The 25,396-nt window shown below is 69.1% G+C and carries 26 protein-coding genes and 2 pseudogenes; 9 read left to right on the forward strand and 19 right to left on the reverse strand.

All coding sequences use genetic code 11. From position 1 onward, the window contains the following. Nucleotides 1–277: pseudogene (locus tag AC1U89_RS03760) on the reverse strand (thiol reductant ABC exporter subunit CydD); the annotation flags it as partial. Nucleotides 278–400: 123 nt separating this feature from the next. On the opposite strand from AC1U89_RS03760, the gene AC1U89_RS03765 reads away from it, so the two are divergent. The 4 genes from AC1U89_RS03765 to AC1U89_RS03780 all read left to right on the forward strand — a co-directional run bounded on the left by AC1U89_RS03765 (nucleotide 401) and on the right by AC1U89_RS03780 (nucleotide 4,012). Next, nucleotides 401–1,966 (forward strand): cytochrome ubiquinol oxidase subunit I, encoded by a 1,566-nt coding sequence (locus tag AC1U89_RS03765; protein WP_479898363.1) that lies wholly within the window; start codon nucleotides 401–403, stop codon nucleotides 1,964–1,966. Nucleotides 1,967–1,978: 12 nt separating this feature from the next. Continuing rightward, entirely contained in the window at nucleotides 1,979–3,124 is a 1,146-nt protein-coding gene (gene cydB / locus AC1U89_RS03770; protein ID WP_479898364.1) for a cytochrome d ubiquinol oxidase subunit II, read from the forward strand. A 12-nt stretch (nucleotides 3,125–3,136) separates the two neighbouring features. Beyond that, on the forward strand, nucleotides 3,137–3,256 hold the full coding sequence (cydX, locus tag AC1U89_RS03775) for a cytochrome bd-I oxidase subunit CydX (RefSeq protein WP_029911985.1): 120 nt from the start codon (nucleotides 3,137–3,139) through the stop codon (nucleotides 3,254–3,256). A gap of 303 nt (nucleotides 3,257–3,559) precedes the next feature. Next, nucleotides 3,560–4,012, forward strand: coding sequence for a chemotaxis protein CheW (locus AC1U89_RS03780; RefSeq protein WP_029911988.1), 453 nt, complete (start codon nucleotides 3,560–3,562; stop codon nucleotides 4,010–4,012). Nucleotides 4,013–4,123: 111 nt separating this feature from the next. On the opposite strand, the gene AC1U89_RS03785 is transcribed toward AC1U89_RS03780, so the two are convergent. Continuing rightward, a complete protein-coding gene (locus AC1U89_RS03785; RefSeq protein WP_479898365.1) occupies nucleotides 4,124–4,621 on the reverse strand; it encodes an ASCH/PUA domain-containing protein in 498 nt (165 codons plus the stop codon). Nucleotides 4,622–4,733: 112 nt separating this feature from the next. Here AC1U89_RS03785 and AC1U89_RS03790 point away from each other — a divergent pair, with 112 nt between their 5' ends. Beyond that, nucleotides 4,734–5,186 carry a DUF4126 domain-containing protein gene (locus tag AC1U89_RS03790; RefSeq protein ID WP_479898366.1) on the forward strand — a complete coding sequence of 151 codons (453 nt, stop codon included), beginning with the start codon at nucleotides 4,734–4,736 and terminating at the stop codon, nucleotides 5,184–5,186. Nucleotides 5,187–5,220: 34 nt separating this feature from the next. On the opposite strand, the gene yihA is transcribed toward AC1U89_RS03790, so the two are convergent. The 12 genes from yihA to AC1U89_RS03850 form a co-directional block, all read right to left on the reverse strand. Beyond that, complete coding sequence (gene yihA, locus AC1U89_RS03795) at nucleotides 5,221–5,862, reverse strand: ribosome biogenesis GTP-binding protein YihA/YsxC (RefSeq protein ID WP_029911996.1); 642 nt, start codon at nucleotides 5,860–5,862, stop codon at nucleotides 5,221–5,223. Beyond that, entirely contained in the window at nucleotides 5,862–7,748 is a 1,887-nt protein-coding gene (yidC, locus tag AC1U89_RS03800; protein WP_479898367.1) for a membrane protein insertase YidC, read from the reverse strand. Before yidC ends, yihA begins: the two co-directional genes overlap by 1 nt. 10 nt (nucleotides 7,749–7,758) lie before the next feature. After that, a complete protein-coding gene (rnpA, locus tag AC1U89_RS03805; RefSeq protein ID WP_479898368.1) occupies nucleotides 7,759–8,205 on the reverse strand; it encodes a ribonuclease P protein component in 447 nt (148 codons plus the stop codon). 98 nt (nucleotides 8,206–8,303) lie between these two features. After that, entirely contained in the window at nucleotides 8,304–8,438 is a 135-nt protein-coding gene (gene rpmH, locus AC1U89_RS03810; protein WP_012284717.1) for a 50S ribosomal protein L34, read from the reverse strand. Between the two features lie 142 nt (nucleotides 8,439–8,580). After that, on the reverse strand, nucleotides 8,581–9,015 hold the full coding sequence (locus AC1U89_RS03815) for a hypothetical protein (RefSeq protein ID WP_479898369.1): 435 nt from the start codon (nucleotides 9,013–9,015) through the stop codon (nucleotides 8,581–8,583). Then, the gene (locus tag AC1U89_RS03820) at nucleotides 9,012–10,019 is read right to left on the reverse strand and encodes an NADPH:quinone oxidoreductase family protein (protein ID WP_479898370.1); all 1,008 of its coding nucleotides are present in this window, start codon (nucleotides 10,017–10,019) and stop codon (nucleotides 9,012–9,014) included. The genes AC1U89_RS03815 and AC1U89_RS03820 overlap by 4 nt, the downstream gene beginning before the upstream one ends. Nucleotides 10,020–10,130: 111 nt before the next feature. Beyond that, a complete protein-coding gene (locus tag AC1U89_RS03825; protein WP_479898371.1) occupies nucleotides 10,131–11,192 on the reverse strand; it encodes an alpha/beta hydrolase in 1,062 nt (353 codons plus the stop codon). 49 nt (nucleotides 11,193–11,241) lie between these two features. After that, the gene (locus tag AC1U89_RS03830; RefSeq protein WP_479898376.1) at nucleotides 11,242–11,883 is read right to left on the reverse strand and encodes a TetR/AcrR family transcriptional regulator; all 642 of its coding nucleotides are present in this window, start codon (nucleotides 11,881–11,883) and stop codon (nucleotides 11,242–11,244) included. 51 nt (nucleotides 11,884–11,934) lie between these two features. Then, a complete protein-coding gene (locus AC1U89_RS03835; protein ID WP_479898377.1) occupies nucleotides 11,935–13,314 on the reverse strand; it encodes a flavin-containing monooxygenase in 1,380 nt (459 codons plus the stop codon). 107 nt (nucleotides 13,315–13,421) lie between these two features. Further along, on the reverse strand, nucleotides 13,422–13,739 hold the full coding sequence (locus AC1U89_RS03840; protein WP_479898378.1) for a hypothetical protein: 318 nt from the start codon (nucleotides 13,737–13,739) through the stop codon (nucleotides 13,422–13,424). 60 nt (nucleotides 13,740–13,799) lie between these two features. Next, nucleotides 13,800–14,327 carry a hypothetical protein gene (locus AC1U89_RS03845; RefSeq protein WP_479898379.1) on the reverse strand — a complete coding sequence of 176 codons (528 nt, stop codon included), beginning with the start codon at nucleotides 14,325–14,327 and terminating at the stop codon, nucleotides 13,800–13,802. 75 nt (nucleotides 14,328–14,402) lie between these two features. Continuing rightward, nucleotides 14,403–15,296: a LysR family transcriptional regulator gene (locus tag AC1U89_RS03850; protein ID WP_479898380.1), complete on the reverse strand. Its 894-nt coding sequence runs from the start codon at nucleotides 15,294–15,296 to the stop codon at nucleotides 14,403–14,405. 89 nt (nucleotides 15,297–15,385) lie between these two features. Here AC1U89_RS03850 and AC1U89_RS03855 point away from each other — a divergent pair, with 89 nt between their 5' ends. Next, on the forward strand, nucleotides 15,386–16,375 hold the full coding sequence (locus tag AC1U89_RS03855) for an NAD-dependent epimerase/dehydratase family protein (RefSeq protein WP_479898381.1): 990 nt from the start codon (nucleotides 15,386–15,388) through the stop codon (nucleotides 16,373–16,375). Between the two features lie 91 nt (nucleotides 16,376–16,466). Here AC1U89_RS03855 and AC1U89_RS03860 read toward each other — a convergent pair. From AC1U89_RS03860 to AC1U89_RS03880, 5 genes and pseudogenes are all read right to left on the reverse strand, one after another. Beyond that, a pseudogene (locus AC1U89_RS03860) lies at nucleotides 16,467–17,254 on the reverse strand (DUF72 domain-containing protein); the annotation flags it as partial. Between the two features lie 41 nt (nucleotides 17,255–17,295). Beyond that, nucleotides 17,296–17,595, reverse strand: a complete 300-nt coding sequence (locus tag AC1U89_RS03865; protein WP_479898382.1) for a hypothetical protein — start codon at nucleotides 17,593–17,595, stop codon at nucleotides 17,296–17,298. A 61-nt stretch (nucleotides 17,596–17,656) separates the two neighbouring features. Next, nucleotides 17,657–19,045: an L-serine ammonia-lyase gene (locus AC1U89_RS03870; protein WP_479898383.1), complete on the reverse strand. Its 1,389-nt coding sequence runs from the start codon at nucleotides 19,043–19,045 to the stop codon at nucleotides 17,657–17,659. A 135-nt stretch (nucleotides 19,046–19,180) separates the two neighbouring features. After that, nucleotides 19,181–20,851: a M28 family metallopeptidase gene (locus AC1U89_RS03875; RefSeq protein WP_479898384.1), complete on the reverse strand. Its 1,671-nt coding sequence runs from the start codon at nucleotides 20,849–20,851 to the stop codon at nucleotides 19,181–19,183. Nucleotides 20,852–20,944: 93 nt separating this feature from the next. Next, entirely contained in the window at nucleotides 20,945–21,988 is a 1,044-nt protein-coding gene (locus AC1U89_RS03880; RefSeq protein ID WP_479898385.1) for a threonine ammonia-lyase, read from the reverse strand. Nucleotides 21,989–22,086: 98 nt separating this feature from the next. Between AC1U89_RS03880 and AC1U89_RS03885 the strand changes: the two genes are divergently transcribed. The 3 genes from AC1U89_RS03885 (at nucleotide 22,087) to AC1U89_RS03895 (ending at nucleotide 25,346) form a co-directional block, all read left to right on the forward strand. Further along, complete coding sequence (locus tag AC1U89_RS03885) at nucleotides 22,087–22,695, forward strand: acyloxyacyl hydrolase (RefSeq protein WP_479898386.1); 609 nt, start codon at nucleotides 22,087–22,089, stop codon at nucleotides 22,693–22,695. 120 nt (nucleotides 22,696–22,815) lie between these two features. Further along, complete coding sequence (locus AC1U89_RS03890; RefSeq protein WP_479898387.1) at nucleotides 22,816–24,102, forward strand: adenylosuccinate synthase; 1,287 nt, start codon at nucleotides 22,816–22,818, stop codon at nucleotides 24,100–24,102. Nucleotides 24,103–24,221: 119 nt separating this feature from the next. Then, nucleotides 24,222–25,346 (forward strand): hypothetical protein, encoded by a 1,125-nt coding sequence (locus tag AC1U89_RS03895; protein WP_479898388.1) that lies wholly within the window; start codon nucleotides 24,222–24,224, stop codon nucleotides 25,344–25,346. The last annotated feature ends 50 nt before the right edge of the window (nucleotides 25,347–25,396 follow it).

The following is a 25,396-nucleotide window of genomic DNA, read 5'->3' on the forward strand; positions in this document are numbered from 1 at the left end:
GCGCCGGCCTGGCGCCGGCCTGGGCGGCGAGGCGGGCCAGCAGGCCGCGCGCGGCGGCGGCCAGGGCGATCAGGATTAACCAGGGKGCGKCGGCGAGCAGGCCGCGCGGCAGGGCGTCGACGCCCAGGGCCAGTCCGGCGGCGAAGGCGATCGCGGCGGGAACATCGGCCAGCAGCCACAGCGGTGCGGCCTTGGCCGCGCGCCCGCCGCCCTTGCCCAAGGTCCTTAGCCAGGGTCGCGCGACGGCGTCGAGGTCGGCGGTGAAACTGGCGGGCATGGGCCGTTGTTAGGAACAGGGAACGGGAACGTCCTTGATCCTGATCAAAGCGTTCTAGCCAGAACGCGTCTAGGGGTGGAAAGTCCTGGCGCGATCGATCGCCAACGACAAACGGAGCGCTGCATGGACCCCGCCGTCGTCGACCTTTCCCGCCTGCAGTTCGCCCTGACGGCGCTGTACCATTTCCTGTTCGTGCCCCTGACCCTGGGCCTCTCCTTCATGCTGGTGATCATGGAGAGCGTCTATGTGATGACCAAGCGCCCGATCTGGCGCACGACCACGCGGTTCTGGGGCACGCTGTTCGGCATCAATTTCGTGCTCGGCGTCGCCACCGGCCTGACCATGGAATTCCAGTTCGGCATGAACTGGTCCTACTACTCGCACTATGTCGGCGACATCTTCGGCGCCCCGCTGGCGATCGAGGGGCTGATGGCCTTCTTCCTGGAGGCCACGTTCGTGGGGCTGATGTTCTTCGGCTGGGACAAGCTCAAGCCGGTGCAGCACCTGCTGGTCACCTTCCTGGTGGCCCTGGGCACCAACCTGTCGGCCCTGTGGATCCTGATCGCCAACGGCTGGATGCAGAACCCGGTCGGCGCGGCCTTCAATCCCGACACCATGCGCATGGAGGTGGTCGACTTCCGGGCGGTGGTCTTCAACCCGGTGGCCCAGGCCAAGTTCGTGCACACGGTCAGCGCCGGCTACACCATCGCCGCGGTCTTCGTGCTGGGGATCAGCGCCTACTACCTGCTGAGGGGTCGGTTCGTCAGCGTCGCCAAGCGGTCGCTGACCGTGGCCGCCGCCTTCGGCCTGGCCTCGTCGCTGTCGGTGGTCGTGCTGGGCGACGAGAGCGGCTACGCCCTGACCGACAACCAGAAAATGAAGCTGGCGGCGCTGGAGGCCATGTGGGAGACCGAGCCCGCCCCGGCCGGCCTGACCGCCTTCGGCATCCCGGACCTGAAGGAACGCAAGACCCACGCCGAGATCAAGATCCCGTATGTGCTGGGCCTGATCTCGACCCGCAGCATCGACCGCCCCGTGGCCGGCATCTTCGAGCTGGTGGCCCAGGCCGAGACGCGGATCGAAAGCGGCCTGGTCGCCTACAATGCGCTGGAGACCCTGAAGGCCAACCCGACCGACCTGGCGGCGCGCGGCGTCTTCGAGACCCACCGCCGCGACCTGGGCTACGCCTTGCTGCTCAAGCGCCACGTGGCCGACCCGCGCACGGCCGACAAGGCGCTGATCCAGAAGACCGCCTGGGAGACCGTGCCCAACGTGCCGGTGATGTTCTGGTCGTTCCGCATCATGGCCGGCATCGGCTTCCTGATGATCGCCCTGTTCGCCACGGCCTTCGTCCTGGTGTCCTTGCGCAGGCAGAACACCCGCTGGTTCCTGATGATCGCGGTGGCGGCCATCCCGCTGCCGTGGATCTCGACCGAGCTGGGCTGGGTGCTGGCCGAGGTGGGGCGCCAGCCCTGGGCGGTGGAAGGCGTGCTGCCCACCTTCCTGGCCCCGTCCACCCTGACCGTGCCCCAGCTGCTGACCAGCATCGTGGTGTTCACCCTGCTGTACGGCGGCCTGGCGGTGGTCGAGGTCGGGCTGATCTTGAAGACCATCAGGAAGGGCCCCTTCGCCGAGCAGGAAGCCTTCCCTTCTGGACATGCCGCCCCCGCCGGCGAAGCCGTCGCCTAAGGAGATCGGATCATGGAACTGCCTATCGACTATCCGACCCTCCGCCTGATCTGGTGGGGTCTGCTGGGCGTGCTGCTGATCGCCTTCGCCCTGACCGACGGCTTCGACATGGGCGTGGGCGCGCTGCTGCCGTTCGTCGCCCGCACCGACGAGGAACGCCGCATGGTGATCAACACCGTCGGCGCCACCTGGGAAGGCAACCAGGTGTGGTTCATCACCGGCGGGGCCGCGATCTTCGCGGCCTGGCCGCTGGTCTACGGCGTCAGCTTCTCGGGCTTCTACCTGGCCATCTTCCTGGTGCTGGTGGCGATGATCCTGCGGCCGGTGGGCTTCAAGTACCGGTCCAAGCGGCCGGACCCGCGCTGGCGCTCGGCCTGGGACTGGGCGCTGTTCACCGGCAGCTTCGTGCCGGTGCTGGTGTTCGGCGTGGCCGTGGGCAACGTGCTGCAGGGCGCGCCGTTCAAGTTGGACGGCGATCTGCGCGCCTCCTACCACGGCGCCTTCTTCGGCCTGTTCACGCCCTTCACCCTGGTCTGCGGCCTGCTGTCGGTGAGCATGCTGGTGCTGCACGGCGCGGCTTGGCTGGGGGTGAAGGCCGAGGACGGCGGCGTGGTGCAGGACCGTGCGCGCCGCTTCGGGACCGGGGCGGCGATCGCCAGCCTGCTGCTGTTCCTGGTCGGGGGCCTCCTGGCCATGCGGCTGGGCTTCCGGATCGAGGGGGCGTTCGACCCCGCCGGGCCGTCCAATCCGCTGCGCACGACCTCGGTGGCCTCACCCGGCGCCTGGTTCGACAATTTCGGCCGCCATCCCTGGATGATGGTCGCGCCGGTGATGGGCTTCGGCGGGGCGCTGCTGGCGCTGCTGGGCCTGTGGCGGCGGTCMGCGCCCCTGGCGTTCGGCGGCTCGTCGGCCTCGGCGGCGGGGATCGTGGCCACGGTCGGCCTGTCGATGTTCCCGTTCATCCTGCCCAGCACGATCGACGCCCATTCCAGCCTGACGGTCTGGAACGCCTCGTCCAGCCCTTCGACCCTGTTCATCATGCTGCTGGTGGTGATCGTGCTGCTGCCGGTCGTGCTGCTCTACACCGCCTGGGTGTTCAAGGTGCTGTGGGGCCGGACCAGCACGGCGGCGCTCAAGACCGACCCGGCTCTGTACTGAGGAGACCTGACGATGTGGTACTTCACCTGGATCCTCGGCCTGGGCCTGGCGCTGGCCTTCGGGGTGCTGAACGGCGTCTGGTACGAGTTCAACCTGACCGACGAGGGGGATATCGGGGCCTCGGAGCCCTGATAAAACTCCGCTCATCCCGGCGAATGCCGGGACCCAGATCCTAAAGCTGAGAGGCTGGTTGGACAGGCTCAGCGCTCCATGGCGTCGGCCACACCGCCATTCCATCTGGGTCCCGGCATTCGCCGGGATGAGCGGATTGGATGTGCTTGCCCCGACCGGTTCCTGCCCCTCCGCGACAATTCGACGCCGACCGGTAAGCTTTGCATTAACCGTTATTAAACGGCGGCCAGGCTCTTGTGGCAGATGACGCGAAACCGGCTTTCGGCCTTCGCCGCAAGACCTTTCGAGCCTCGGGACCCGACCATGACCGACCACGCCGAACCCGCCCTGGAGCTGATCTCGTTCTGCATCGGCGAGCAGGAGTTCTGCATCGACGTGAAGACGGTCCGCGAGATCCGCGGCTGGACCCCGGCCACGCCGATCCCGCACGCCCCCGCCTTCCTGAAGGGCGTGATCAACCTGCGCGGCGCGATCATGCCGGTCATCGACCTGCGCAACCGCCTGGGCCTGGGCGTCACCGTCCCCGAGACCCGCCACGTCATCGTCGTGGTCGAGTGCCAGGACCGCCTGGCCGGCATCCTGGTCGACGCGGTCAGCGAGACCTTCACCGTGTCGCGCGACCACCTGCAGCCGACCCCGGACCTCGGCACCGACGAGCTGCGCTTCATCCAGGCGATCATCTCGCTGGACAGCCGCCTGATCACCTATCTGCGCATGGACGACGTCTTCCCGGCCCAGGTCAGCCAGGCGGCGTAATTCCGACCTCACGGCCGGAACGACAAAAGGGGCGGACCGCGAGGTCCGCCCCTTTTTGATTCAGCACCCCGGTTGGGGCAGACGCATGCGCCTGTCCCCAACCGATATCGACTACTTTCCGCTGACGATCTTCGCGGCGGCCGCGTGGAAGACGGCTTCGGCCTCGGCGGCGTCGGCCACGGCGGTGTGGCGGTCGGCGGCGACCGGCATGGCCGCGCGGCCGGTGGTGGGGGCGGCGTAGCTCTGGGCCACCCGGCGGGCGTCTTGGGCGCGCAGGGCGGCGTTGTTCGAGGCCGTCTCGTGCCAGTGGGCCAGCTGGCCGGCGGTCAGGGCCCCGTCGGCGGGCAGGTCGCCGTGATGCACCACCTCGCCGAAGCCGATGGCCACKAAGCCGTGGATCACGCCGTAGTCCTCTTCCGACAGCAGGAACGTGATCTGCCGCTCCTCGACCTGGCCGGTATAGACGTCCTGCTCAGGATCGAACTCGCGGAGGACCAACACGTCGCCCACGGCGAACTCGCGGTCGTTGCGGCGGATCTCGAAGCGCTTCTTGCCCGAGCGCACGGCGGCGAAATACTGGGGCCAGGTCTTCAGTTCGTGACGGGTCATGAGCGGTTCTTCGGGGGGAAAGGGGCGGGCTCTTAGCCTGCGTCGGACTCTATAGCAATCGGAGAGGGCGCGCGCAGCGGGATCGAACCGGCGGCCGAGGGGTTGAGGAGGCATGATCCACTCCTTCCTCATCGGGCTGGTCGCCGGCGCGCGCTCCATCACCCCTTTCGCGGCCGTCAGCGAGGCGGCCAGACGGGGCGAACTGCCCCACGACAACGGCGCGCCGTCGTGGCTGGGCGATCCACTGGTCTCGGCCGGCTCCAAGCTCCTGGCGGGCGGCGAGCTGTGGGGCGACAAGCTGCACTCCGCCCCCGACCGCATCGTGCCGGCGGGGCTCCTGGCGCGGGTGGTCACCGCCGGCCTGGCCGGAGCCGCCCTGGCCCCGCGCAAGCAGGCGCTGGCCGGCGCGGCCCTGGGCGCGGGCGCGGCCATCGTCGCCGCCTTCGTCACCTTCKATCTGCGGATGCGGGCCATGCGCCGTTTCGGCCAGACGCCGACGGGCCTGGTCGAGGACGCGATCACGGTCGGCGCGGCGCGCTGGGTGGTGGCCTCGGCGCGCCGCTAGGCCGGGTCAGCTCAGGCCAATCAGCTCAGGCCAATCAGCTCAGGCAGGTGCGGGCGATCTCGGCGCGCAGTTCGGGCAGGCCGTAGCCCTTCTCCGACGAGGTGGCCATGACCTTCGGGAAGGCCGCCGGACGCTTGGCGATGGCCTTCAGGGTCTTCTCGACGGTGGCGTCCAGTTCGGCCTGCTTGATCTTGTCGGCCTTGGTCAGGACGATCTGGTACGAGACCGCCGCGATGTCGAGCGCGTCCAGGGCCTCGGCGTCCACCGCCTTCAGCCCATGGCGGGCGTCGATCAGCAGGTAGACGCGCTTGAGGTTCACTCGGCCGCGCAGATAGGCGCGGCCCAGGTCCTGGAACTTGTCGGCGATGCTCTTGGACACCCGCGCGAAGCCGTAGCCCGGCAGGTCGACCAGGCGCAGCTTCTCGGCCAGCACGAAGAAGTTGACCTCCCGCGTGCGCCCCGGCGAGTTCGAGGCGCGCGCCAGGTGGTTCTGCCCGACCAGCCCGTTGATCAGGCTGGACTTGCCGACGTTGGAGCGGCCGGCGAAGGCCACTTCCGGCAGGCTGGGGGCCGGCATGCCGTCCATCTTGACCGCGCCCATCATGAAGGTCGCCGGTTGGGCGAACAGCACGCGGGCGGCCTCGATCTCCTCGTCGGTATAGGCGAGTTCATCCATCAGGTGGCCTCGACGGCCTTGCCGCGCAGGCGGGCGATGAACTTGTCGATCGGGTTCTCGACCTTGTAGCGGTGCATGATGATGTACTGCTGGATGATCGTCAGCACGTTGCTCCAGCACCAGTAGATCACCAGGCCCACGGCCATGCCCGACAGGGTGAAGGTGAAGATGATCGGGAAGAACTGGAAGATCTTCTGCTSGACGGGGTCGCCGGCCGGCGGGTTCATCGACGTGGTCAGCCACATGGTGAAGCCGTACAGCAGCGGCCAGATGCCCAGGTGGGCGATCGAGGCGCCCAGGAACGGCAGGGTGGCCGGATCCCAGTGGATCGCACCGAACAGGTTGAACAGGGTGGTGGGTTCCGGCGCCGACAGGTCGACGATCCAGCCGAAGAACGGCGCGTGCCGCATCTCGATGGTCACCGTCAGCACCTTGTACAGCGAGTAGAAGACCGGAATCTGGATCAGCATCGGGATGCAGCCCATCATCGGGTTGATCTTCTCCTTGGCGTACAGGCCCATCATCTCCTGCTGCTGCTTGGCCGGATCGTCCTTGAACTTGGCCTTCAGCTTCTCGACCTCGGGGGCGATCTTCTTCATCTTCGCCATCGACTCGTAGCTCTTGTCGGCCAGCGGGAAGAGGATCAGCTTCAGGGCCACGGTCAGCAGCATGATGGCCACGCCGAAGTTGCCCACCAGCTTGAAGAAGATCTCCAGGATGTTGAAGATCGGCCGGGTGATGACCGAGAACATCCCCCAGTCCACCGCCTTGTCGAAGCTGGGGATGACGCTGGTCGGACGATTCCAGAACTGCCACCAGACCACCGGCTTGCCGCCGTACTCGTAGCGGGTCAGCAGCGGCACGGTCTTGGCGCCGGCGAACAGGCGGGTGGAGTTGGTCAGGGTCGCGCCGGCCGCCAGCGAGCGCGGCGCGCCGGTGAAGGCCGATTCATAGATGTCGACGCCGTTCGACTGGGTGACCATGAAGCGGCCGTCGATCATCTCGGACTGCTCGGGGATCAGCGCGGCCAGCCAGTACTTGTCGGTGGTGCCGATCCAGCCGCCCTTGGACTTCAAGCCCTGCTGGACGGGACGGTCCTTCTTCCACTTCGGGTACTTGGCCTTGTCCTGCAGGATGTACTTGCCGCCCTCGACGCCGTCGATGCCGCCCAGCACGCCGATGCCGCCTTCGTAGACGATCTGGGTCTTGCCCAGGCCGTGGGGGCCGTCGGTGGGGATGCCCTGGCGCTGGACCGAGGCGTAGGGGGCCAGGGCCACGGCCGCGCCGCCCTGGTTGCGGACGCTGTCGGCCACGGTGAACATGGCGTCGGCGTCGACCGAGATGGTGCGGGTGAACACCAGGCCCTGGCCGTTGTCGTAGGTCAGKACGACCGGGGTGCTGGGGCGCAGGACCTGGCCGGGCGCGGCGGTCCACACGGTGTTGGGCGTGGGCAGGCCGGTCATGCCCGCGATGCCGGCCCAGCCGAAGTCGGCGAACCAGGCGTTCTCGGCGCCCTCGGGGCGGAACAGCTCGACCGGCGGCGAATTCTTGTCGGCCGTCTGGGTGTAGCGCTTGAGCCAGAGGTCATCGATACGCGCGCCCTTCAGGGCGATCGAGCCCGACAGGGCTGGGGTGTCGACATTGATGCGCGGGCTCTGGGCCTTGGCGGCGTCGCGCGACAGCTTCAGCGGCTGGGGCAGGCCGTCGGCGCCGATCGTCATGCCGGGCTGGGCGGCGGCCTGGGCCGCGGCGGCCTTCTTGGCGCGAAGCTCGGCCTCGCGCTGCTTCTGCTGCGGGCCCATCACGAAGAACTGGTAGCCGATCAGGATGGCGAACGCGCAGACGAGAAACAGCAGCGTGTTCTTGTTGTTGGTGTCGTTCTGCATGGGTTGGGACTTAACCAGAAACGGAGGAATCGGACGCGGCGGGGGCGTGCGGAGCGGGCGGCTGGCCCGGGCCCGCGCGATCGAGGTCGGCGGCGAGGCTTATCAGCGCGGTTTTAACGTCGTCAAGCAAACGCCCCCATGGCCGCTGGCCGGTTCCGCCGCGGGCGATGAACACATAGTCGCAAGACGGGCGGCCATGAAGGGGGAGAAGCAGTCGGGCGGCCTCTCGCAGGCGTCTTTTTGCGCGATTCCGCTCGACCGAGCCGCCGATCTTCTTGGTGGCGGTGAAACCGGCCCGGATCAGCGGGTCGTCGTCGTGGCGGGGACGCATCTGCAGGAACACCGCGCCGCGCGCCAGGTTGGGCGCCTTGGCGGCCTTCAGGAAGTCCGGGCGCTTCTTCAGGCGCTCGATCTTCGGACCCGAGGGGGGCGACGGCGGAAGCGGGGTTCCGGTCATGAAAAAAGCCGCCCTTTCCGGCGCAGGCGCAGAGCCTGGTTCGAGGAAAGGGCGGCTTCCATCATGGTCTTTATCCCGCCGTGAGCGGGAGAAGGCTGTTAGGCCGTCAGGCGCTTACGGCCCTTGGCGCGGCGACGCGCGACGATCTTCTGGCCGTTCTTGGTGGCCATACGCGCGCGGTAGCCGTGACGGCGGGCTCGCACGAGCTTCGACGGCTGGAATGTCCGCTTCACGAGGTGGCTCCGAATACAATAGTGGGACGCGAGGGCCGCAGGGCCTCCGCGAGTGAGGGGCGGTGGATAAGGGAACGGGCGGACGCTGTCAACCTGAGTCCGACACGAACACGAGTCGGATCAGGGGCTTGGGTCCGCCGTCTCAGCGACACGCCGCGAAGAACCGGACGATCGCGGCGCGCTCGTCGTCGTTCCGGGCGGCCAGGTCGGGTTCGCCGTCCACGGAAATCCGGCCGGTGACGCGGAAGGCCAGCAGGGCGGGATCGCGCGGCGAGGCCCGGAACTCCAGCCGGGTCCCCGACTCGTCCCCCAGGACCTTGGCCGGGTAGCGGCGGGCGACCGCGCCGGCGTTCACCGCGACGCTGCCGAAGACCACGGCGCCCGGCTTGTCCGGCGGAGGGACAGAGACGACGACCCGCCCGCCCGCGCATTCCAGGTCCATGAGGCTGAAGTCGCTCTCGTCGGGCATGTACGACAGGCCGCCCGCGACGATCTGCCAGTGGGGCGGATTGTCGGCGGCCTCGGCCCCGGCGGCCGACAGCGACGCGAGCAGGGCGACGGCGGCCAGGCGCTTCACGCTTGGGGCTCCGTCGGCGTGATCACCGCCTTGCCKACCACCTTCCGGTCCGCCAGCAGGTCGAAGGCATGGCGCCAGTGGTCGAGGTCGAACTCGGCGTGCACGTGCGGTCGGATCACGCCCCGGTCGGCCATCGTCCAGATCGCCTCGGCGTTCTCGCGGCCCTTGTCGGGGAATTGCCGACCGTACTCGCCGGCCCGCACGCCCATCACCGAGAAGCCCTTGATCAGCGGCATGTTGACCGAGACGTTCGGGATGCGGCCCGAGGTGAAGCCGATCACCAGCAGCCGGCCGTCGAAGGCGATGCAGCGCACGCTCTCGTCGAAGACGTCGCCGCCCACCGGGTCGTAGATCACGTCGGCGCCGTGGCCGCCGGTGATCGCCTTCACCCTGTCCCTGAAGCCGCCGGTCACGTTGACCACGGCGTCGGGGGCGTAGAGGCGCTGGACCTCGGCCAGCTTGGCGTCGGAGGCCGAAGCGGCGATCACCCGCGCGCCCAGGGCCTTGGCCAGGTCCACCGCCGCCAGCCCCACCCCGCCGGCCGCGCCGTGCACCAGCACCCACTCGCCCGGCTCCAGTCGCGCGCGGCGGACCAGGGCGACATAGGCGGTGAGATAGGCCGCGCCGTAGGCGGCGGCCTCGGCGAACGACAGCCGCGCGGGCTTGGGCTTGAGGGCGCTCGCCGACAGCACGGCGTATTCCGCGAACCCGCCCAGCCGCGCCCCGCCGACCACGGCGTCGCCGATCTTCCAACCGGTCCCGCCGTCTCCCCCAGCACCTTCTCCAAGGACGGCGACCTCTCCAGCCAGGTCCAGGCCCGGGGTGAAGGGCAGGGGCGGCTTGAACTGGTACTCGCCCCGGGTCATCAGCAGGTCGGGGAAGTTGACGCTGGCGGCCCTGACCCGGACCAGCACCTCGCCGGGGCCGGGCGTCGGCGTGGGGACCTCGCGGACCGCGCAACCGGCGAAGTCGGGGGCCAGGTCTTCGACGACGAGGGCGCGCATCAATCCATCCGCATGAAGGTTGTCATCCCGGAAGCCTCGCAGAGGCTGTCCGGGACCCAGGGGACTGGGCAACAGCGATGCGGTTCACCTGGGTCCCGGGTCTTCGCTTCGCTACGCCCGGGATGACAACGGAGATGAAGAATCGAACGCCGTCCGCACCAGCCGCGCGATCTCGCGGCACGCCGCATCGGCCGCCGGCACCGCGCCGGTGAAGGCGGTGAAGCCGTGGGCCAGGCTGTCGTAGCAGCGGTAGGTGACCGGCACGCCGGCCGCGACCAGGCGCTTGGCGTAGGCCTCGCCCTGGTCGACCAGCGGGTCGAAGCCGGCGGTGACCACCACGGCCGGGGCCAGGCCCGACAGGTCTTCGGTCTTGTCCGGCGACAGGCGCGGATCGGCCGGGTTCGCGTCGGGGCCCATATAGTGGCCCATGAACCAGTCCATGATCGGCCGGCTCAGCGGATAGGCGTCGCCGTAGGTGGTCATGGAGGGCGTCTCGCTGGCCACGTCGACGGCGGGGTAGATCAAGAGCTGCAGGGCCGGCTGGGCCTCGCCCAGGCGCTTCATCTCCTGGGCGACGATGGCCGAGAAGTTGCCGCCCATCGAGTCGCCGCCGATCGCCGCCGTCCCGGGCAGGGCCCCGAACCGCGCGGCGTTGTCGCGGCCCCAGCGGAAGGCGGCCAGAACGTCGTCCAGCCCGGTGGGGAAGCGGTGGTCCGGCGCCAGGCGATAGTCGACCGACAGCACCGCCGTGCGCGCCACCCGCGCCAGGATCCCGCAGAAGGCATGGCAGGTCTCGAGATCCCCGATCACCCCGCCGCCGAAGTGGGCGAAGACGATCAGCGGGGCGCTGCTGTCCTGGTCGGCGGGACGGTAGGCGCGCAGCTTGATCGAGCCGTTCGGGCCGTCGATCGACAGGCTCTCGTTGCGCACGCCCGGCTCGGGCGGACCGCTCATGGCGGCCAGGCCCCGGGCGCTGGCGGCGCGGGCCTCGTCCGGCGACAGGGTGGTCATGGACGGCATCTTGGCGGCGGCCGCGGCCAGGAACTGGAAGCGCGGGTCCAGGGTCCGCCCGCCCCGATAGACCGTTCCGCCGCCCGACATCGCCCGCAGGATCGGGCTGGGCAGGGACATCATCGCCTTGAGGATGAACTTCTGGACGGCGGGATCGGCCATTCGGGCTCTTTCTTATATCTTGGCGGGGGTGTTTCGAGGGGCGGGGCCTCTAGGGGCGAGGCAGGGCGGGCAGGCCGCCCAGGATCATCCGGACGGCGAAGTCGGCGGCCCCGTCGACGTCGATGGGCCGGCGCTCCAGCATCTTGTCGCCGATCTCGCGCGCCACGGCGATGCAGGCGGCGGCGAAGTAGTCGAGGTCGACGGCCGGGGCGTGGTCGTGCTCCAGCACCTTGGCCAGGGCCGCGTGGACCTCGTCGAACACCGCCTGGATCTCGGGCGTGGCGCGGGCGTGGGGGAAGACCTCGCCGGCCGGCCGGTTGACTCGCCAGCTCTCGTGCTCGCCCTCCAGGAACTCGAAATAGGCCCGCACGGCGCCGCGCAGGAAGCTTTCGAAGTCGGCCGCCTTGTCGGACTCGGCCCGCAGGATCGGCCGGAAGCGCCGCGCGCCGTCGTCGGCCAGGGCGTCGAACACTTCTTCCTTGGACTTGTAGTAGTTGTAGAAGGTGCCCGAGGCCAAGCCCGTGCGGCGGATGATGTCGCGCACCGTGGCGGCCTCGTAGCCCAGCTCGCCGAACACCGCCCGCGCCGCGTCGAGGATCGACTGGCGGTTGGCGACCTTGGTGCGCTCGCGCTTGCCGGGGCGGTTGTCCTCGGCGGGGGCGCGGGCGGGGAAATAGGCGATGTTCGACATCGGACGCGACTCGTGGCGAGGCCCAGATGACGCCCCGTCATGATCTCAGCCTCATTCCGCCGCCAGTGGCAAGGATTCCGACGCGCGCGCCGGGACCGGCAGCGCGCCGCCGGTCGAACGGGCCCGTTTCTCGCCGGCCGCGATCTCCTTCTTGAGGTCGGCGCAATAGACCCCGAAGTCGACCTGGATCGTGTGGCGGGCCGAGGCGTAGTACTGGCCGGTGTGGCGTTCCTCGTCCTTGGCGGTGATGCGCTGCATCTCGGCCGTCGACGGCAGGGCGTAGCGGCCGGTCAGGTATTCGGCCACCAGCTTGGATTGCTGCTCGGCGAAATTGACCAGGGTCGGCAGGGCCTGGGCCAGGCCCATGTAGAAGAGGTCGGGCACGCCCGGCTTCATCATCCGCTTGAACAGCGGCAGCTTGTGATCCGCGTCGGGGACCAGGGCCGGATCGGCCAGGAACGGGAAGCTTATCTTGTAGCCGGTGGCGAACAGGATGACGTCCACGGGCTCGACGCTGTCGTCGGCGAAGCGGACGTTACGGCCTTCCAGCGCCTTGATCGCCGGCTTGAAGGTGATGTCGCCGCAGCCGGCCCGCGTCAGGAACTCGCCGCTGACCGAGGGGTGGGCCTCCAGCGGCTCGTGGTCGGGCTTGGGCAGGCCGTAGTCCTCCATCCGGCCCACGTGCTTGCGGATCAGCGAGCGGACGATCTTCAGGCCCAGCTTGCGCGGCATCCACGGCGGCATGGCCGATTTATCGGACGGCTTGCCGTTCAGGTATTTCGGGAACACCCACACCCCGCGCCGGGCCGAGACGATCAGCTTGCCGGCGATCGGGCGCTGGGCCAGTTCGCTGGCGATATCCATGGCCGAATTGCCCATGCCGACGACGACGACGGTCTTGCCGCGCATGTCGACCGGGTCGAACGGGTCGCTGTAGGCGTGGGCGTGGAAGGCGGGGCCGTCGAAGGCGCCCGGATATTCCGGCACGCGCGGGTCCCAGTGGTGGCCGTTGGCGACGACCAGCACGTCGTAGAGCCGGGTCTCGCCGGTCGACAGGGTCACCGACCACAGGCCGTTCTGGGCGCGCTCGGCCCGCAGCACCTTGGTGTTGAAGGTGATGGTCTCGCGCAGGCCGAAATGCGCGACGTAGTCCTTGAAGTACTGGAAGACCTGGCTGTGGTGGGGGAAGTCGGGCCAGTCGGCTGGGACCGGGAAATCCTCGAAGGCCAGGCGCCATTTGCTGGTGTCGATGTGCAGGCTCTCGTAGCAGGCCGACAGACCGTTGGGGTTCTTGTAGTACCAGTTGCCGCCGATGTCGTCGGAGGCCTCGAAGCAGTCATAGGGGACGCCGGCGTCCTTCAGCCGCTTGGCGGTGGTGAAGCCGCTGCAGCCCGCGCCGATGATGCAGACTCGTGGCAATGCCGAGGTCATCGCCTGCTCCCTGACTTATCGTTGTTCAGATGAGCGTATCAGCGTTATGCGGGGCGTCAAACTGCCGTTGCGGCAGGGCGTCAGCCGCGCTCAGCCGCCCCAAGGCGCTAGTTGACGGCGCGCGGCGAGTAAGTGGCCGTGCAGCGCGTCTTGCACTGCATCCACTGGGTCGGGCAGGCGTCGTCGTCGCCGTTGGCGCGGCAGAAGAAGTAGGTGCGGTTGCAGGCCGAGCGGCACTGGTCCGGATCGCGGCCCTGGGACGCGCCGGTCAGCGGGATCAGCGGCGGCGGCAGGGCCGGGCTGTCGCCTTGGACCGGGGCGGCCTCGGACGTCTGGGCGACCACGCGCGTCGGCTTGGCGGTCTGGGCCGTGGCCGATCCCGTCAGGGCGGCGGCGATCAGCAGGAGGGCGAGGACGCGGCGCATGCCGCCGGTTCTAGCGGGCCGGTATTGAGGTTCGGTTAACCATGTTTTCCGCCGCCGTCCTTAGGGGACCGGGCACGCCGTGCGCGTCGCCTGGTAGCTGGCGAAGGCCTGGGTCTTGTCGCCGTCGCGGGCGGTGATCGTCCAGGCCAGCGTGTCGCCCTTCAGGGTCCAGCGGTTCAGGAAGCTGGAGGGCGGATAGCTGTAGGAGAGCTCGAAGCCGTCCTCGCGGACCGCGCCGGCCCCGGTGGCCGTGTAGTCGCCGCCGAAGCTGTCGGCCCAGTAGCCGGTCAGCATCGCGGGGAGGGCGCCCTTGGGCGCCTTGGCGCCGATCACCAGGTGGGCGGCGTAGCGGTCCTTGGGATCGGCCTTGGCCTGGCTTGAGGACTCGATCACGAACAACGCGCCCAGGGCCGCCGGCTTGGCCGACAGGTCCAGCGTCACCGGCTTGCCCATCACCTCGCCCGTTCCGCGCCAGCAGCCTTCCAGCGCCTTCACCTGGACGGGCAGCGGCGCCGACGGCGCGTCCTGGGCCAGGGCCGGCCCCGCCGTCAGGGCCACGGACGCCGCGATCACGCTCGAAACTTTCATGTCATTCCCCTTGCCGCCGCCCCCTTGGCGCCGACGCCAACTGGACCGACTCGGCGGTCCGACGCCAGTCCCCGCCTAGGGTTGCGACGTCGCCAGGAAGGCCGCCAGGCCCTCGGCCAGGTGGTCGAACAGGGCGCGCATGCGCGGGGTGGCGCGCAGGTCCTCGTGCATGACCAGCCAGACCTCCAGGCGGAAACCGATCTGGCCGGGGCAGACCGGGACCAGGGCTGGGTCGCGGCGGGCGATGCCGTGCTGGATGAAGCCCACCCCGCAGCCGGCGCGGATGGCGGCCAGCTGGGCCAGGTCGTTGTCGGCCCGCAGGGTGAAGTCGTCGCGGCTGATCGGCAGGCGCTGCATCAGGCCGCGCAGGAACGGCGTCTCGCGGTCGAAGCCGACCAGGGCGTGGCCCTTCAGGTCGTGCACGCTGGCCGGAACGCCTTCGGCCTCGAGATAGCGCCGGTGGGCGTAGAGGCCCAGATGGGTGTCGGCCAGGCGGCGGGCGACCAGGGCGTCCTGGGTGGGGCGGACCATGCGCACGGCGATGTCGGCCGCGCCGCGCAGCAGGTCCTGCTGCTGGTTGTCCAGCGACAGCTCGACGGCGACGCCTGGATGCCTGGGGCGGAAGTCGGCCAGGATCGGCGGCAGGGCCTCGGCGCCGATGATCTCGCTGGCGGTGACGCGGACCACCCCGCGCCCCGTGTCGCCGGCCCCCGACGCCGCGCGGACCAGGGCCCCGGCCGCCGTGGCCATGGCCTGGGCGTGGGGCTGGAGATCCAGCGCAGCATCCGTGGGTTTCAAGCCCTGGGGCGAGCGGGTGAACAGGGCCACGCCCAGGCCGCGCTCCAGCTCGGCGACCTGGCGGCCCAGGGTCGGCTGTGTCAGGCCCAGGGCCCGCGCGGCGGCCGATAGGCTGCCCTCGGTCATCACCGCCAGGAAGGCGCGGTACAGGCTCCAGTCGGGATCGCTCATGCATTAATGCATGGCAGATCAAGAGTGTTCGTCAATTCTCGTTTGGAGCCCCGCGAGCGATCTTCCGGTCACCAGAACGGGAGACGGACATGAATTCGAACCAGCACTGCATCGCCCTGGTGGTCGGCGCGGCCGGCGGTATCGGGGGCGAGGTCGCCGCCGCCCTGGCCCGGCACGGCTGGACCGTGCGGGGCCTGACCCGCCGTCCCATGCCCGCCCGGCCGGGGCTGGAATGGGTGTCCGGCGACGCCATGGTCGCCGCCGACGTGGCCCGCGCCGCCCAGGGCGCCCGGTTGATCGTCCACGCCGCCAACCCGCCGGGCTACAAGAACTGGGGCAAGCTGGTGCTGCCGATGCTGGACAACACCCTGGCCGCGGCCAAGGCCGAGGGCGCGCGGGTCCTGCTGCCGGGCACGGTCTACAATTTCGGCCTGGAGACCTTCCCCCTGGTCGACGAGACCGCGCCCCAGGCCCCGACCACCCGCAAGGGCAGGATCCGGGTCGAGATGGAGCGGCGGCTGAAGGCGGCCTCGGCGGAAGGGACGCCGGTGCTGATCGTCCGGGCCGGCGACTTCTTCGGCCCGCACGCCGGCAACAACTGGTTCGGCCAGATGGTGATCAAGCCGGGCCAGCCGGTGAAGTCCGTGACCGAGCCGGCGACGCGGGGTGTCGCCCACGCCTGGGCCTATCTGCCCGACCTGGCCGAGACCATGGCCCGCATCCTGGACCGCTCCGAGCGCCTGGGGGCGTTCGAGGTGTTCCACTTCGGCGGCCACCTGCTGGGCTGGGGCGAGATGGCGGCCTCGGTGCGGCGGGTGACCGGCCGGCCGAACCTGCCGGTGATGGGCTTCCCCTGGTGGCTGGTCGCGGCCCTGTCGCCGGTCGTGCCGCTGTTCCGCGAGATGGCCGAGATGCGCTACCTGTGGCGCGAACCGCTGGTGCTGGACGACCGCAAGCTCCGAGCGTTCCTGGGGGACGTGCCGCACACGCCGCTGGACGCGGCGGTGGCGGCGAGCCTGCGGGCGCTGGGGTGCTTGGAACACCCGACCGGGCTCGTGGGCGAGCCGGTGCGGGCCTAGGGCGACGAAGGGGACACACACTCACGGCGAAGCCTCACCGGGTCGGCAGAGGCCTTCGGGTGAATGTGTGTCCCCCGTTTCTGGCTCGGCGCTACTTCTTCAACTTCTCGATCAGCGCCATGGCTGCCGACGGGTTGCGCACCTTCGCCCCGGCGATGAAGTAGGCGAAGACGTCGCCGCGCTGGGCMCAGCCCTGGGTCTGCTTGGCGATGGCGTCCAGCTCGTCAGAGCTCATGCCGGTGGGTTCGTCCGGCTTGCTGGACATCAGGCGGGCATAGGTGAAGTTCGCCGTCGGTTCGTCGATGCAGGGCCAGGTCGGCTCCTCGTCGTCGACGGCGTAGACGATGGCCGCGCCATACTTGGCGGCCAGGTCGTAGAATTCCTGGGTGGCGAAGGTCGGGCTGCGGACCTCCAGGGCGTGGCGCGCCGGCCGGCCGCCGATCTCCTTGGGCAGCAGCTTGAGGAAGCCCTCGAAGTCGACCGGGTCGAACTTCTTGGTGGCCATGAACTGCCAGTTGATGGGACCCAGCTTCGGCCCCAGCTCCTCCAGCCCCTGGGATAGGAACTTCTCCAGGGAGTCGTTGTTCTCGGACAGCACCCGGCGGTTGGTGCAGAAGCGGCTGGCCTTGACCGAGAACACAAAGTCGTCCGGCGTTTCGTCGCGCCACTTCCGCCAGCTGTTGGGCTTGAAGGTGGAATAGTAGGTGCCGTTGATCTCGATGCTGGTCAGCTTGGACGAGGCGTATTTCAGCTCGTCCTTCTGCTTGAGATCGTCGGGATAGAAGGTTCCCCGCCAGGGTTCGAACGTCCAGCCGCCGATGCCGGTGCGAATGATGCCGGACATGAGTGTTCCCTTCCTGTTCTCGGCGCGCACCCTAGGCGAGGCGGGCGAGAACAGGCAAGCGGGAAAACGCTGGTCGCTAGCGGCGGACCTGCAGTTCCTGCACCTCGGCGCGACCGCTGCGCTTGTCGAACACGCAGGTGGCCTTGCCGCGCGCGCCCTTCATGTGCCTGGGCTTGTAGACGCCTTCGAGGCTGGAGACGGTCACTGACTGGAAAGTGTCGCCATAGGCGGTGACGCGGACGTTGCGCAGCTCCTGGGCGGCGGCGATGCAGGCCTTGTCGGAGCGGACGCGCAGGTCGTTCCAGGAGCCCGGCGTCGAGGCCTGGGCGGCGGAAGCGGTCAAGGCGACAAGGGCGGCGGCGAGGACGAGGCGCATGGGGAACTCCGACGGTGGAATGGCGAGGCTCAACGGTCGGATGTGACGGTGGGTTGCGTTCTCAGCATTCCACACGATTGACGGAAAGCCCCACCGCCAGCCCGCCCAGCGAGGTCTCCTTGTAGATTTCGTTCATGTCCTCGCCGGTGCGCTTCATCGTGGCGATCACCTTGTCGAGGCTCACCGAATGCTGGCCGTCGCCMAGCAGGGCCAGGCGGGCGGCGTCGATGGCCTTGATCGCGCCCATGGCGTTGCGCTCGATGCAGGGGATCTGGACCAGGCCGCCGATCGGGTCGCAGGTCAGGCCGAGGTTGTGCTCCATGCCGATCTCGGCGGCGTTCTCGATCTGGTCGTTGGTCCCACCCAGCGCGGCGCAGAGCCCCGCCGCCGCCATCGAGCAGGCCACGCCGACCTCGCCCTGGCAGCCCACCTCGGCCCCGCTGATCGAGGCGTTGCGCTTGTACAGCGCGCCGATGGCCGCCGCCGTCAGCAGGAACACCCGCACCCCCTGCGGCGTGCCGTTGTGGAAGCGGTGGTAGAAGCGCAGCACCGCCGGGATCAGGCCGGCCGCGCCGTTGGTCGGGGCGGTGACCACGCGTCCGCCGGCCGCGTTCTCCTCGTTGACCGCCATGGCCCACAGGTTGACGAAGTCCATGGCCGCCAGCGGGTCGCTGATCTGGCGCTCCATGCGGCCCTGGATCGTCTGGTGGATCTGGCGGGCCCGGCGCTTGACCGCCAGTCCGCCGGGAAGCGTGCCGGTCTCGCGCATGCCCCGGTCGATGCAGGCCTCCATGGCCTGGAAGATGCGATCCAGGCCGGCGTCGAGCTGCGGCTGGTCCATCCGCGCCAGCTCGTTGGCGCCCATCACCCCGGCGATCGACAGGCCCGCGTCGGCGGCGCGCTGCAGCAGATCGGCGCCGCTCTCGAAGGGGTGGGGGACCTCGGGACCGGGATCGGGCGGGGTGTTGCGGCCCATCTCGCTCTCGTCGCGCACGAAGCCGCCGCCGATCGAGAAATAGGTGCGCTCGGCCAGCACGACGCCAGCGGCGTCGAAAGCCGTAAAGGTAAGCCCGTTGGGATGCTGGGGCAGGCGCTCGTGGCCGGCCCAGACGATGTCGCGCGCCTCGTCGAAGGCGATGGGATGGTCGCCGCCCAGGGGCAGGGACTGGGTCGCCTGGGTTTCCAGCAGCGCCGCCTCGCCGGCGTCGGGGTCCAGCTCGGCGGGAACGAAACCCATCAGGCCCAGGATCACCGCCCGGTCGGTGGCGTGGCCGCGCCCGGTCAGGGCCAGGGAGGCGTAGAGCCGCGTCTCGACCCGAACGACCTGGGACAGCTTCCCGGCGTCGCGCAGCCGCCCGACAAACAGGCCGGCGGCCGTCATCGGCCCCATGGTGTGGCTGCTCGATGGGCCGACGCCCAGCTTGAACAGGTCGAAGACGGAGGCTGTCATTTTCTAGATTTCACAAAACGCGTCTGGCGGCCCGTGAACGGATTGGGGGACACACACTCACCCCGAAACGGCGCGGATAGTCTCCAACGCCCAGGGTGAGTGTGTGTCCCCGCCTTCATCCCGGACGGCGCTGAACTACTTCCGGTCCGCTTTCGTCGTGTCCCGCAGCGCCTTGAACTCGGACCCCGCCTGCCATTCCGGCCAGGTCTTGGAATTGGCCAGGTCCGCGCCGACCTCGTAGAACAGGCCGATGTCCTGGGCCTGGCCGCTCAGGTCCCAGTCCGCCGACCATTCGTCGGCCGGCTGGTGGTAGCGGTTGGCGGTATAGTCCTCTTCCGCCTTCTGGCCGGCTTCCTTGCCGCCCTTGACCAGGTCCTCGCCGGAGCCGACCGAGATGGCCGGCACGCCGCGCTTGGCGAACGGGAAGTGGTCCGAGCGGTAGAAGTGGCCGGCCTGGGGCGACGGGTCGGGCGTGAAGTAGCGGCCGTGGGCCTTGGCCTTGGCCACCAGCAGGTCCTGCAGGTCGACCTTGCCGTCGCCCGAGGTGGTGATGTCCTTGGCCGGACCGGCCGCCGACAGGGCGTCGATGTTCAGGTCGGCCACGGTCTTGGAGATCGGGTACAGCGGGTTGGCCGCGTAGTATTCCGAGCCCAGCAGGCCGCGCTCCTCGGCGGTGACCGCCAGGAACAGGATCGAGCGTTGCGGGGCCGGCTGGCTCTTGAAGGCGCGGGCCAGCTCCAGGATGGCGGCGATCCCGTCGGCGTTGTCGATCGCGCCGTTGTAGATCTTGTCGCCCTTGGCGTCCGGCTGGCCCACGCCCAGGTGGTCCCAGTGGGCGCTGTAGATGATGGTCTCGTCGGGCCGGGCCGAGCCCTTGATCCGGCCGGCGACGTTCTTGGACACGATCACCGAGTGGTTGACGGCGTATTCGGCCGAGAAGGTCGCGCCCTTCAGTTCCACCGGCTTGAAATCGCGGCCCTGGGCCTGCTTCTTGAGCGCGTCGAAGTCCAGGCCCGAGGCCTTGAACAGGTTGACGGCCACGTCGCGCTGGATCCAGGCCTCCAGGTTCGGATGGCTCTTGGTCGGGTCCTTGCGGACGATGTCGAACATCGTGTTGGTGTTGGAGTTCTTGACCGTGGCCCAGCCGTAGGAGGCCGGCGCGCTCTCGTGGACGATCAGCACCCCGGCCGCGCCCTGGCGGGCCGCCTCCTCGAACTTGTAGGTCCAGCGGCCGTAATAGGTCATGGCCTTGCCGCCGAAGTCGCCGGATCCCGTCTCGAAGTCGGGATCGTTGATCAGCACCACCAGGACCTTGCCCTTCAGGTCCATGCCCTTGAAGTCGTCCCAGTTCCGTTCCGGAGCCTTGACCCCATAGCCGACGAAGACCAGGGGCGCGTCCTTGATGGCGACGCTGTCGACATTGGTCATGGCCGCGCGCACGGCGATCTCGTCGCCTTGCGCGAGGTGGGCGTGCTCGCCGTTGATCATGAAGTGGGCGTGCATGTCGCCCTTGATGTCGAACTTGGCCAGCGGCACGTCCTGGGTCCAGGCGCGGGTCCCGTCCTTCTGCCCATTCTTCTCAAGCAAGTCGCCGGCGGGCTCCAGGCCGATGGCCTTCATCTGGCTCACGATGTAGTCGACCGACTTGGTCTCGCCCGCCGTGGCCGGGCCGCGGCCCTCGAACGCATCGGACGACAGCACCTTGATGTGGGCCGACAACTTGCCGGGGTCGATCTTCGGCGCGTCCGCCGCGTGCGCGAGCATGGGAACGACGATCAGGGCGGTCGCGAGCAGCAGGCGTTTCATCGGGTCTCTCTTTTGGAGCAGATCTTGATCGTTGGCGCGGACCCTAGCGGGACTGTCGCGCGGCGGCTAGCCATACCCTCGCCCGCTCGCGCATCACATCGCCTCGGTCGGCCGACCGCCCGCCTTCGGAGGGGACACGCGCAAGCTCATGTCCCCGGCCCCAGCCTCCTCGTTCAGCACCCGCGCATAGAGCGCCGGGTCGACATTGCCGCCCGAGCAAACGATCACGGCGGTCTGGCCCTTCAGGTCGATCTTGCCCGTCAGGGCTGCGGTCAGGGCCACGCAGCCGCCGGGCTCGACCACCAGCTTCAGCACCGAGAAGGCGTAGCGCATGGCCTCGGCGACCTCGGCGTCGGTGACCGCCACGATCCCCGACAGGTTGCGGCTGTTGATCGGCCAGGTCAGTTCGCCGGGGATCGGGGTCAGCAGGGCGTCGCAGAATGAGCGGGCGTCGGGGTCGATGGTCTCGCGCTTGCCGCTTTCCAGCGAGCGGCGGGTCTCGTCGAAGCCGGCGGGTTCGGCGCCCCAGACCTCGGTGGCCGGCGACAGCGCCTTCACGGCCGTGGAGATGCCGGCGATCAGCCCGCCGCCGCCGACGGGGCTGAGCACCTTGTCCAGCGTGAGGCCCAGGGCCTTGGCCTGCTCGACGATCTCCAGCCCCGCCGTGCCCTGGCCGGCGATGATGTGCGGGTCGTCGTACGAGGGCACCACCACGCAGCCGCGCTCGGCGGCGATCTGGTCGGCGATGGCGACGCGGTCCTCGGTGAAGCGGTCGTAGAAGCGGATCTCGGCCCCGAAGCCGCGCGTGCCCTCGACCTTCACGGCCGGGGAGTCGGACGGCATGACGATCAAGGCCGGGCAGCCCAGCAGCTGGGCCGCCAGGGCCACGCCCTGGGCGTGGTTGCCGGACGAGAAGGCCACCACCCCGCGCTTGCGTTCCGCGTCGGTCAGCTGGGACAGTCGGTTGTAGGCGCCGCGGAACTTGAAGGCCCCGGCCCGCTGCAGGGTCTCGGGCTTGATCAGCACCCGGCCGCCCAGGCGCTCGTTCAGCGCCGGGCTCTCGATCAGGGGCGTGCGGACGGCCAGGCCCTCGAGGCGGGCGGCGGCGGCTTGGATGTCGGACAGGGCGATGCTCATGCAGGAACCTCTATCGCCCTCCAAGCGGCGCCGAAACCCTTTGCGAGCGGCGCCGTTCCGAGGATAAGAGGACACACGATTTCGCTGGGGAGCCTTCCGTGAAGAAAGCCTTGTTCGCCGCCGCGGCCTGCGCCGCCGTGGCCGCCGCCGCGCCCGCCTTCGCCGGCGAAGTCTTTGTCGGCGTCTACAAGCACGACGTCACGTTCGTCGGGAACGCCGTCGGCCTGGGCGCCGCGGGTCGCGAGGACGGCGTCGACGTCCATCTGGGCTACCGCACCAACAAGATCGAGAGCCTGCGCTTCCTGGGCAAGCCGCAGGTCCACGCGATGATCTCGATCAACAGCGAGAACACCTCCAACTTCGTGGCCGCCGGTTTCGACTGGCATATCGAACTGGGCCAGCCGGGCGGCTTCTACCTGCGTCCGGGCATGGGCCTGGCCTATACGGACGGCGAGACCGGCCTGCCGCCGGTCAACGAGCCCGGCCTGACCCAGGCCGAGATCGATCGCCGCCTGAAGCTCTACAACACCCGCATCGACTTCGGCTCGAAGGTGCTGTTCGAGCCGGAACTGGCCCTGGGCTACCAGTTCAACGACCGCTGGTCGGGCGAGCTCAGCTACGTCCACCTCTCGAACGGCCAGATCTTCCACCAGGGCAAGAACCAGGGGCTTGACGACGCCGGGGTCCGGCTGGTCTACAAGTTCTGAACCGGGCGGCCCGCTTTTCAGCCGGGCCGTCACGCCGATCACAAGAGATGAAACGTCCGCCGCCGAGTCCTGTCGAAGGGCCGCGGGCGCCTTTCGGCAGGTGATAAGGCATATCTGAACATGGCCAACGTGACCGTTGTCGGCGCCCAGTGGGGCGACGAGGGCAAGGGCAAGATCGTCGACTGGCTGTCGAACCGGGCGGACGTCGTCGTCCGCTTCCAGGGCGGCCACAACGCYGGCCACACCCTGGTGGTCGACGGCAAGGTCTACAAGCTGGCCCTGCTGCCCTCGGGCGTGGTGCAGGGCAAGCTGTCGGTCATCGGCAACGGCGTGGTGGTCGATCCCTGGCACCTGCTGACCGAGATCGGCAAGATCGTCGACCAGGGCGTGGACATCACCCCCGACCTGCTGGTCCTGGCCGACAACGCCTGCCTGATCCTGCCGCTGGACAAGGATTTGGACCAGGCGCGCGAGGCCGCCTCGACCCAGAAGATCGGCACCACCGGCCGCGGCATCGGCCCGGCCTATGAGGACAAGGTCGGCCGCCGCGCCATCCGCGTCGCCGACCTGGCCGATCCGGAAGCCCTGAAGCCGAAGATCGCGCGCCTGCTCAGCCACCACGGCGCCCTGCGCCGGGGCCTGGGCCTGCCCGAGGCCGACGGCCAGGCGCTGTTCGACCAGCTGATGGAGATCGCGCCGAAGATCCTCGGCTACGCCCAGCCGGCCTGGCGCCTGCTGGACCAGGCCCACAAGGCCGGCAAGCGCATCCTGTTCGAGGGCGCGCAAGGCGCCCTGCTGGACGTCGACCACGGCACCTATCCGTTCGTCACCTCGTCCAACACCGTCGCCGGCCAGGCCGCCGCCGGCTCGGGCATGGGTCCCAAGGGCCCGGGCTACGTGCTGGGCATCRTCAAGGCCTACACCACCCGCGTSGGCGMAGGCCCGTTCGCCTGCGAGCTGGACGACGAGGTCGGCAAGCACCTGTCGACGGTGGGCCGCGAGGTCGGCGTCAACACCGGCCGTCCSCGCCGCTGCGGCTGGTWCGACGCGGTGCTGGTGCGCCAATCGGTCGCGATCAACGGCATCGACGGCATCGCCCTGACCAAGCTGGACGTGCTGGACGGCCTGAAGACCCTGAAGATCTGCGTCGGCTACCGGATCGGCGACAAGACCGTCGACTACCTGCCGGYCGGCATGCGCGACCAGGCCGCGGCCGTGCCGATCTACGAGGAAATGGAAGGCTGGAGCGAAAGCACCGCCGGCGCCCGCTCGTTCAAGGACCTCAACGCCAACGCCATCAAGTACGTGCGCCGCGTCGAGGAGCTGATCGGCGCCCCGGTGGCCCTGCTGTCGACCAGCCCCGAGCGGGACGACACCATCCTGATGCGCGATCCCTTCCAGGGCTGACCCGGTCGGGGCGGGCAGCGCTTTTTCTAAGGCCCAGTTACGATTGCTTAGCAGGCCAGGCCTTATGACGGCGGCTTCCCCACGGAGGTTCGCCGTCATTGGCCGTCGCGCGTCGTTTAATGAAGTCCGCCAACAAGGCGGATCGGCTGACGCGCAGCCTGCGGGCGCTTGACCGCGAGGCGTCGACCAGCCGTGTCCTGAACCTGCTGGCCATCGAGAGCCGCAGCGGCCACCGGCCGGAGCACGCCGAAGCGCCGCTGTTCCGCAACCGCATCCTCAACACCGCCCTGGTGGTCAAGCACCGCCTGCGGACCGACGACATCTTCCTGTTCGACGAGATCCGGCCGAACGCCACCAAGATCATCATCCCGTTCGAACGCAGCGACCTGGGCCTGGGCGGCCAGTCGTTCTTCGTGGGCCAGCGCGGCTGGGTCGATCTGCTGCGCGAGGCGTGCAACGAGCACACCGACATGGCGCGCGACGTCGCGACCCTGCGCCTGATCGACAAGCTCCCGTCCCTTGACCCGTTCCTGCTGCGCGAGCACCTGCGCCGCCACGGCCTGTCGGTGTCGTCGGCCTATTTCTCGCTGTCCAGCGCCGACATGGAGCAGATGCACAGCTTCGTGTCGGTGCAGATCTCGCACCTGATCAACCTGGCCTATCGCGACACCGGCCGGGTCACGCCCGGCGCCCACGCCGCCCGCCTGGTCGAGGCCCTGCTGTCGACCCATGTCGACGAGCGGCTGGAGCCGCTGCGCGAAACCCTGGTCATGGACGGCGAGAGCTTCAAGGAAGGCGTCTTCAGCTGGAAGGGCTTCCTCTACTATAAGTGGATGCTGACCCGACTGTGGACCGAGCTGGAGACGGTGGGCGGCGAGATCGCCCGCCTGACCATCACCGGCAATCGCGACGCCGAGACCCAGCGCTTCCTCGACGACGTCCGCAAGCGCCTGCGGCAGGGCATCCTGGCCKAGCGCAAGGCGATCCTGCGGGCGCTGGACGTCTATGACCGGGCCTTCGACGACCTGATCGACAACGGCAAGCCCAACGCGTTCCGCGAGTTCCTGCTGCGGGCGCCGGACATGTTCCTGTCGCTGGGCGAGAAGGTCGGGGCCATCGCCCACATCGCCAGCTTCTGGCGCTATCGCTTCCCGGCCGGCATGCCCCTGGTCGCCGATATCGACGACGCGATCGATCTGTTGCAAGATTTCGACGCCAGCCTCAGCGTCAGCCTGGCCGCCTGAGCCAGGGTCTTTCTGTCGCAATAGGCGCCTATCAAGCGGATTTTTACCAT

This window comes from Caulobacter sp. 05T431 (genome assembly GCF_056665975.1).

What these genes read in the sequence shown, in the direction of transcription:
- AC1U89_RS03765 (WP_479898363.1), top strand. Translation starts at nt 401, where the DNA reads ATGGACCCCGCCGTCGTCGACCTTTCCCGCCTGCAGTTCGCCCTGACG.
- cydX (WP_029911985.1), top strand. Translation starts at nt 3,137, where the DNA reads ATGTGGTACTTCACCTGGATCCTCGGCCTGGGCCTGGCGCTGGCCTTC.
- AC1U89_RS03780 (WP_029911988.1), top strand. Translation starts at nt 3,560, where the DNA reads ATGACCGACCACGCCGAACCCGCCCTGGAGCTGATCTCGTTCTGCATC.
- yihA (WP_029911996.1), bottom strand. Translation starts at nt 5,862, where the DNA reads ATGGATGAACTCGCCTATACCGACGAGGAGATCGAGGCCGCCCGCGTG.
- rnpA (WP_479898368.1), bottom strand. Translation starts at nt 8,205, where the DNA reads ATGACCGGAACCCCGCTTCCGCCGTCGCCCCCCTCGGGTCCGAAGATC.
- AC1U89_RS03825 (WP_479898371.1), bottom strand. Translation starts at nt 11,192, where the DNA reads ATGGCCGATCCCGCCGTCCAGAAGTTCATCCTCAAGGCGATGATGTCC.
- AC1U89_RS03830 (WP_479898376.1), bottom strand. Translation starts at nt 11,883, where the DNA reads ATGTCGAACATCGCCTATTTCCCCGCCCGCGCCCCCGCCGAGGACAAC.
- AC1U89_RS03835 (WP_479898377.1), bottom strand. Translation starts at nt 13,314, where the DNA reads ATGACCTCGGCATTGCCACGAGTCTGCATCATCGGCGCGGGCTGCAGC.
- AC1U89_RS03840 (WP_479898378.1), bottom strand. Translation starts at nt 13,739, where the DNA reads ATGCGCCGCGTCCTCGCCCTCCTGCTGATCGCCGCCGCCCTGACGGGA.
- AC1U89_RS03845 (WP_479898379.1), bottom strand. Translation starts at nt 14,327, where the DNA reads ATGAAAGTTTCGAGCGTGATCGCGGCGTCCGTGGCCCTGACGGCGGGG.
- AC1U89_RS03850 (WP_479898380.1), bottom strand. Translation starts at nt 15,296, where the DNA reads ATGAGCGATCCCGACTGGAGCCTGTACCGCGCCTTCCTGGCGGTGATG.
- AC1U89_RS03855 (WP_479898381.1), top strand. Translation starts at nt 15,386, where the DNA reads ATGAATTCGAACCAGCACTGCATCGCCCTGGTGGTCGGCGCGGCCGGC.
- AC1U89_RS03865 (WP_479898382.1), bottom strand. Translation starts at nt 17,595, where the DNA reads ATGCGCCTCGTCCTCGCCGCCGCCCTTGTCGCCTTGACCGCTTCCGCC.
- AC1U89_RS03875 (WP_479898384.1), bottom strand. Translation starts at nt 20,851, where the DNA reads ATGAAACGCCTGCTGCTCGCGACCGCCCTGATCGTCGTTCCCATGCTC.
- AC1U89_RS03880 (WP_479898385.1), bottom strand. Translation starts at nt 21,988, where the DNA reads ATGAGCATCGCCCTGTCCGACATCCAAGCCGCCGCCGCCCGCCTCGAG.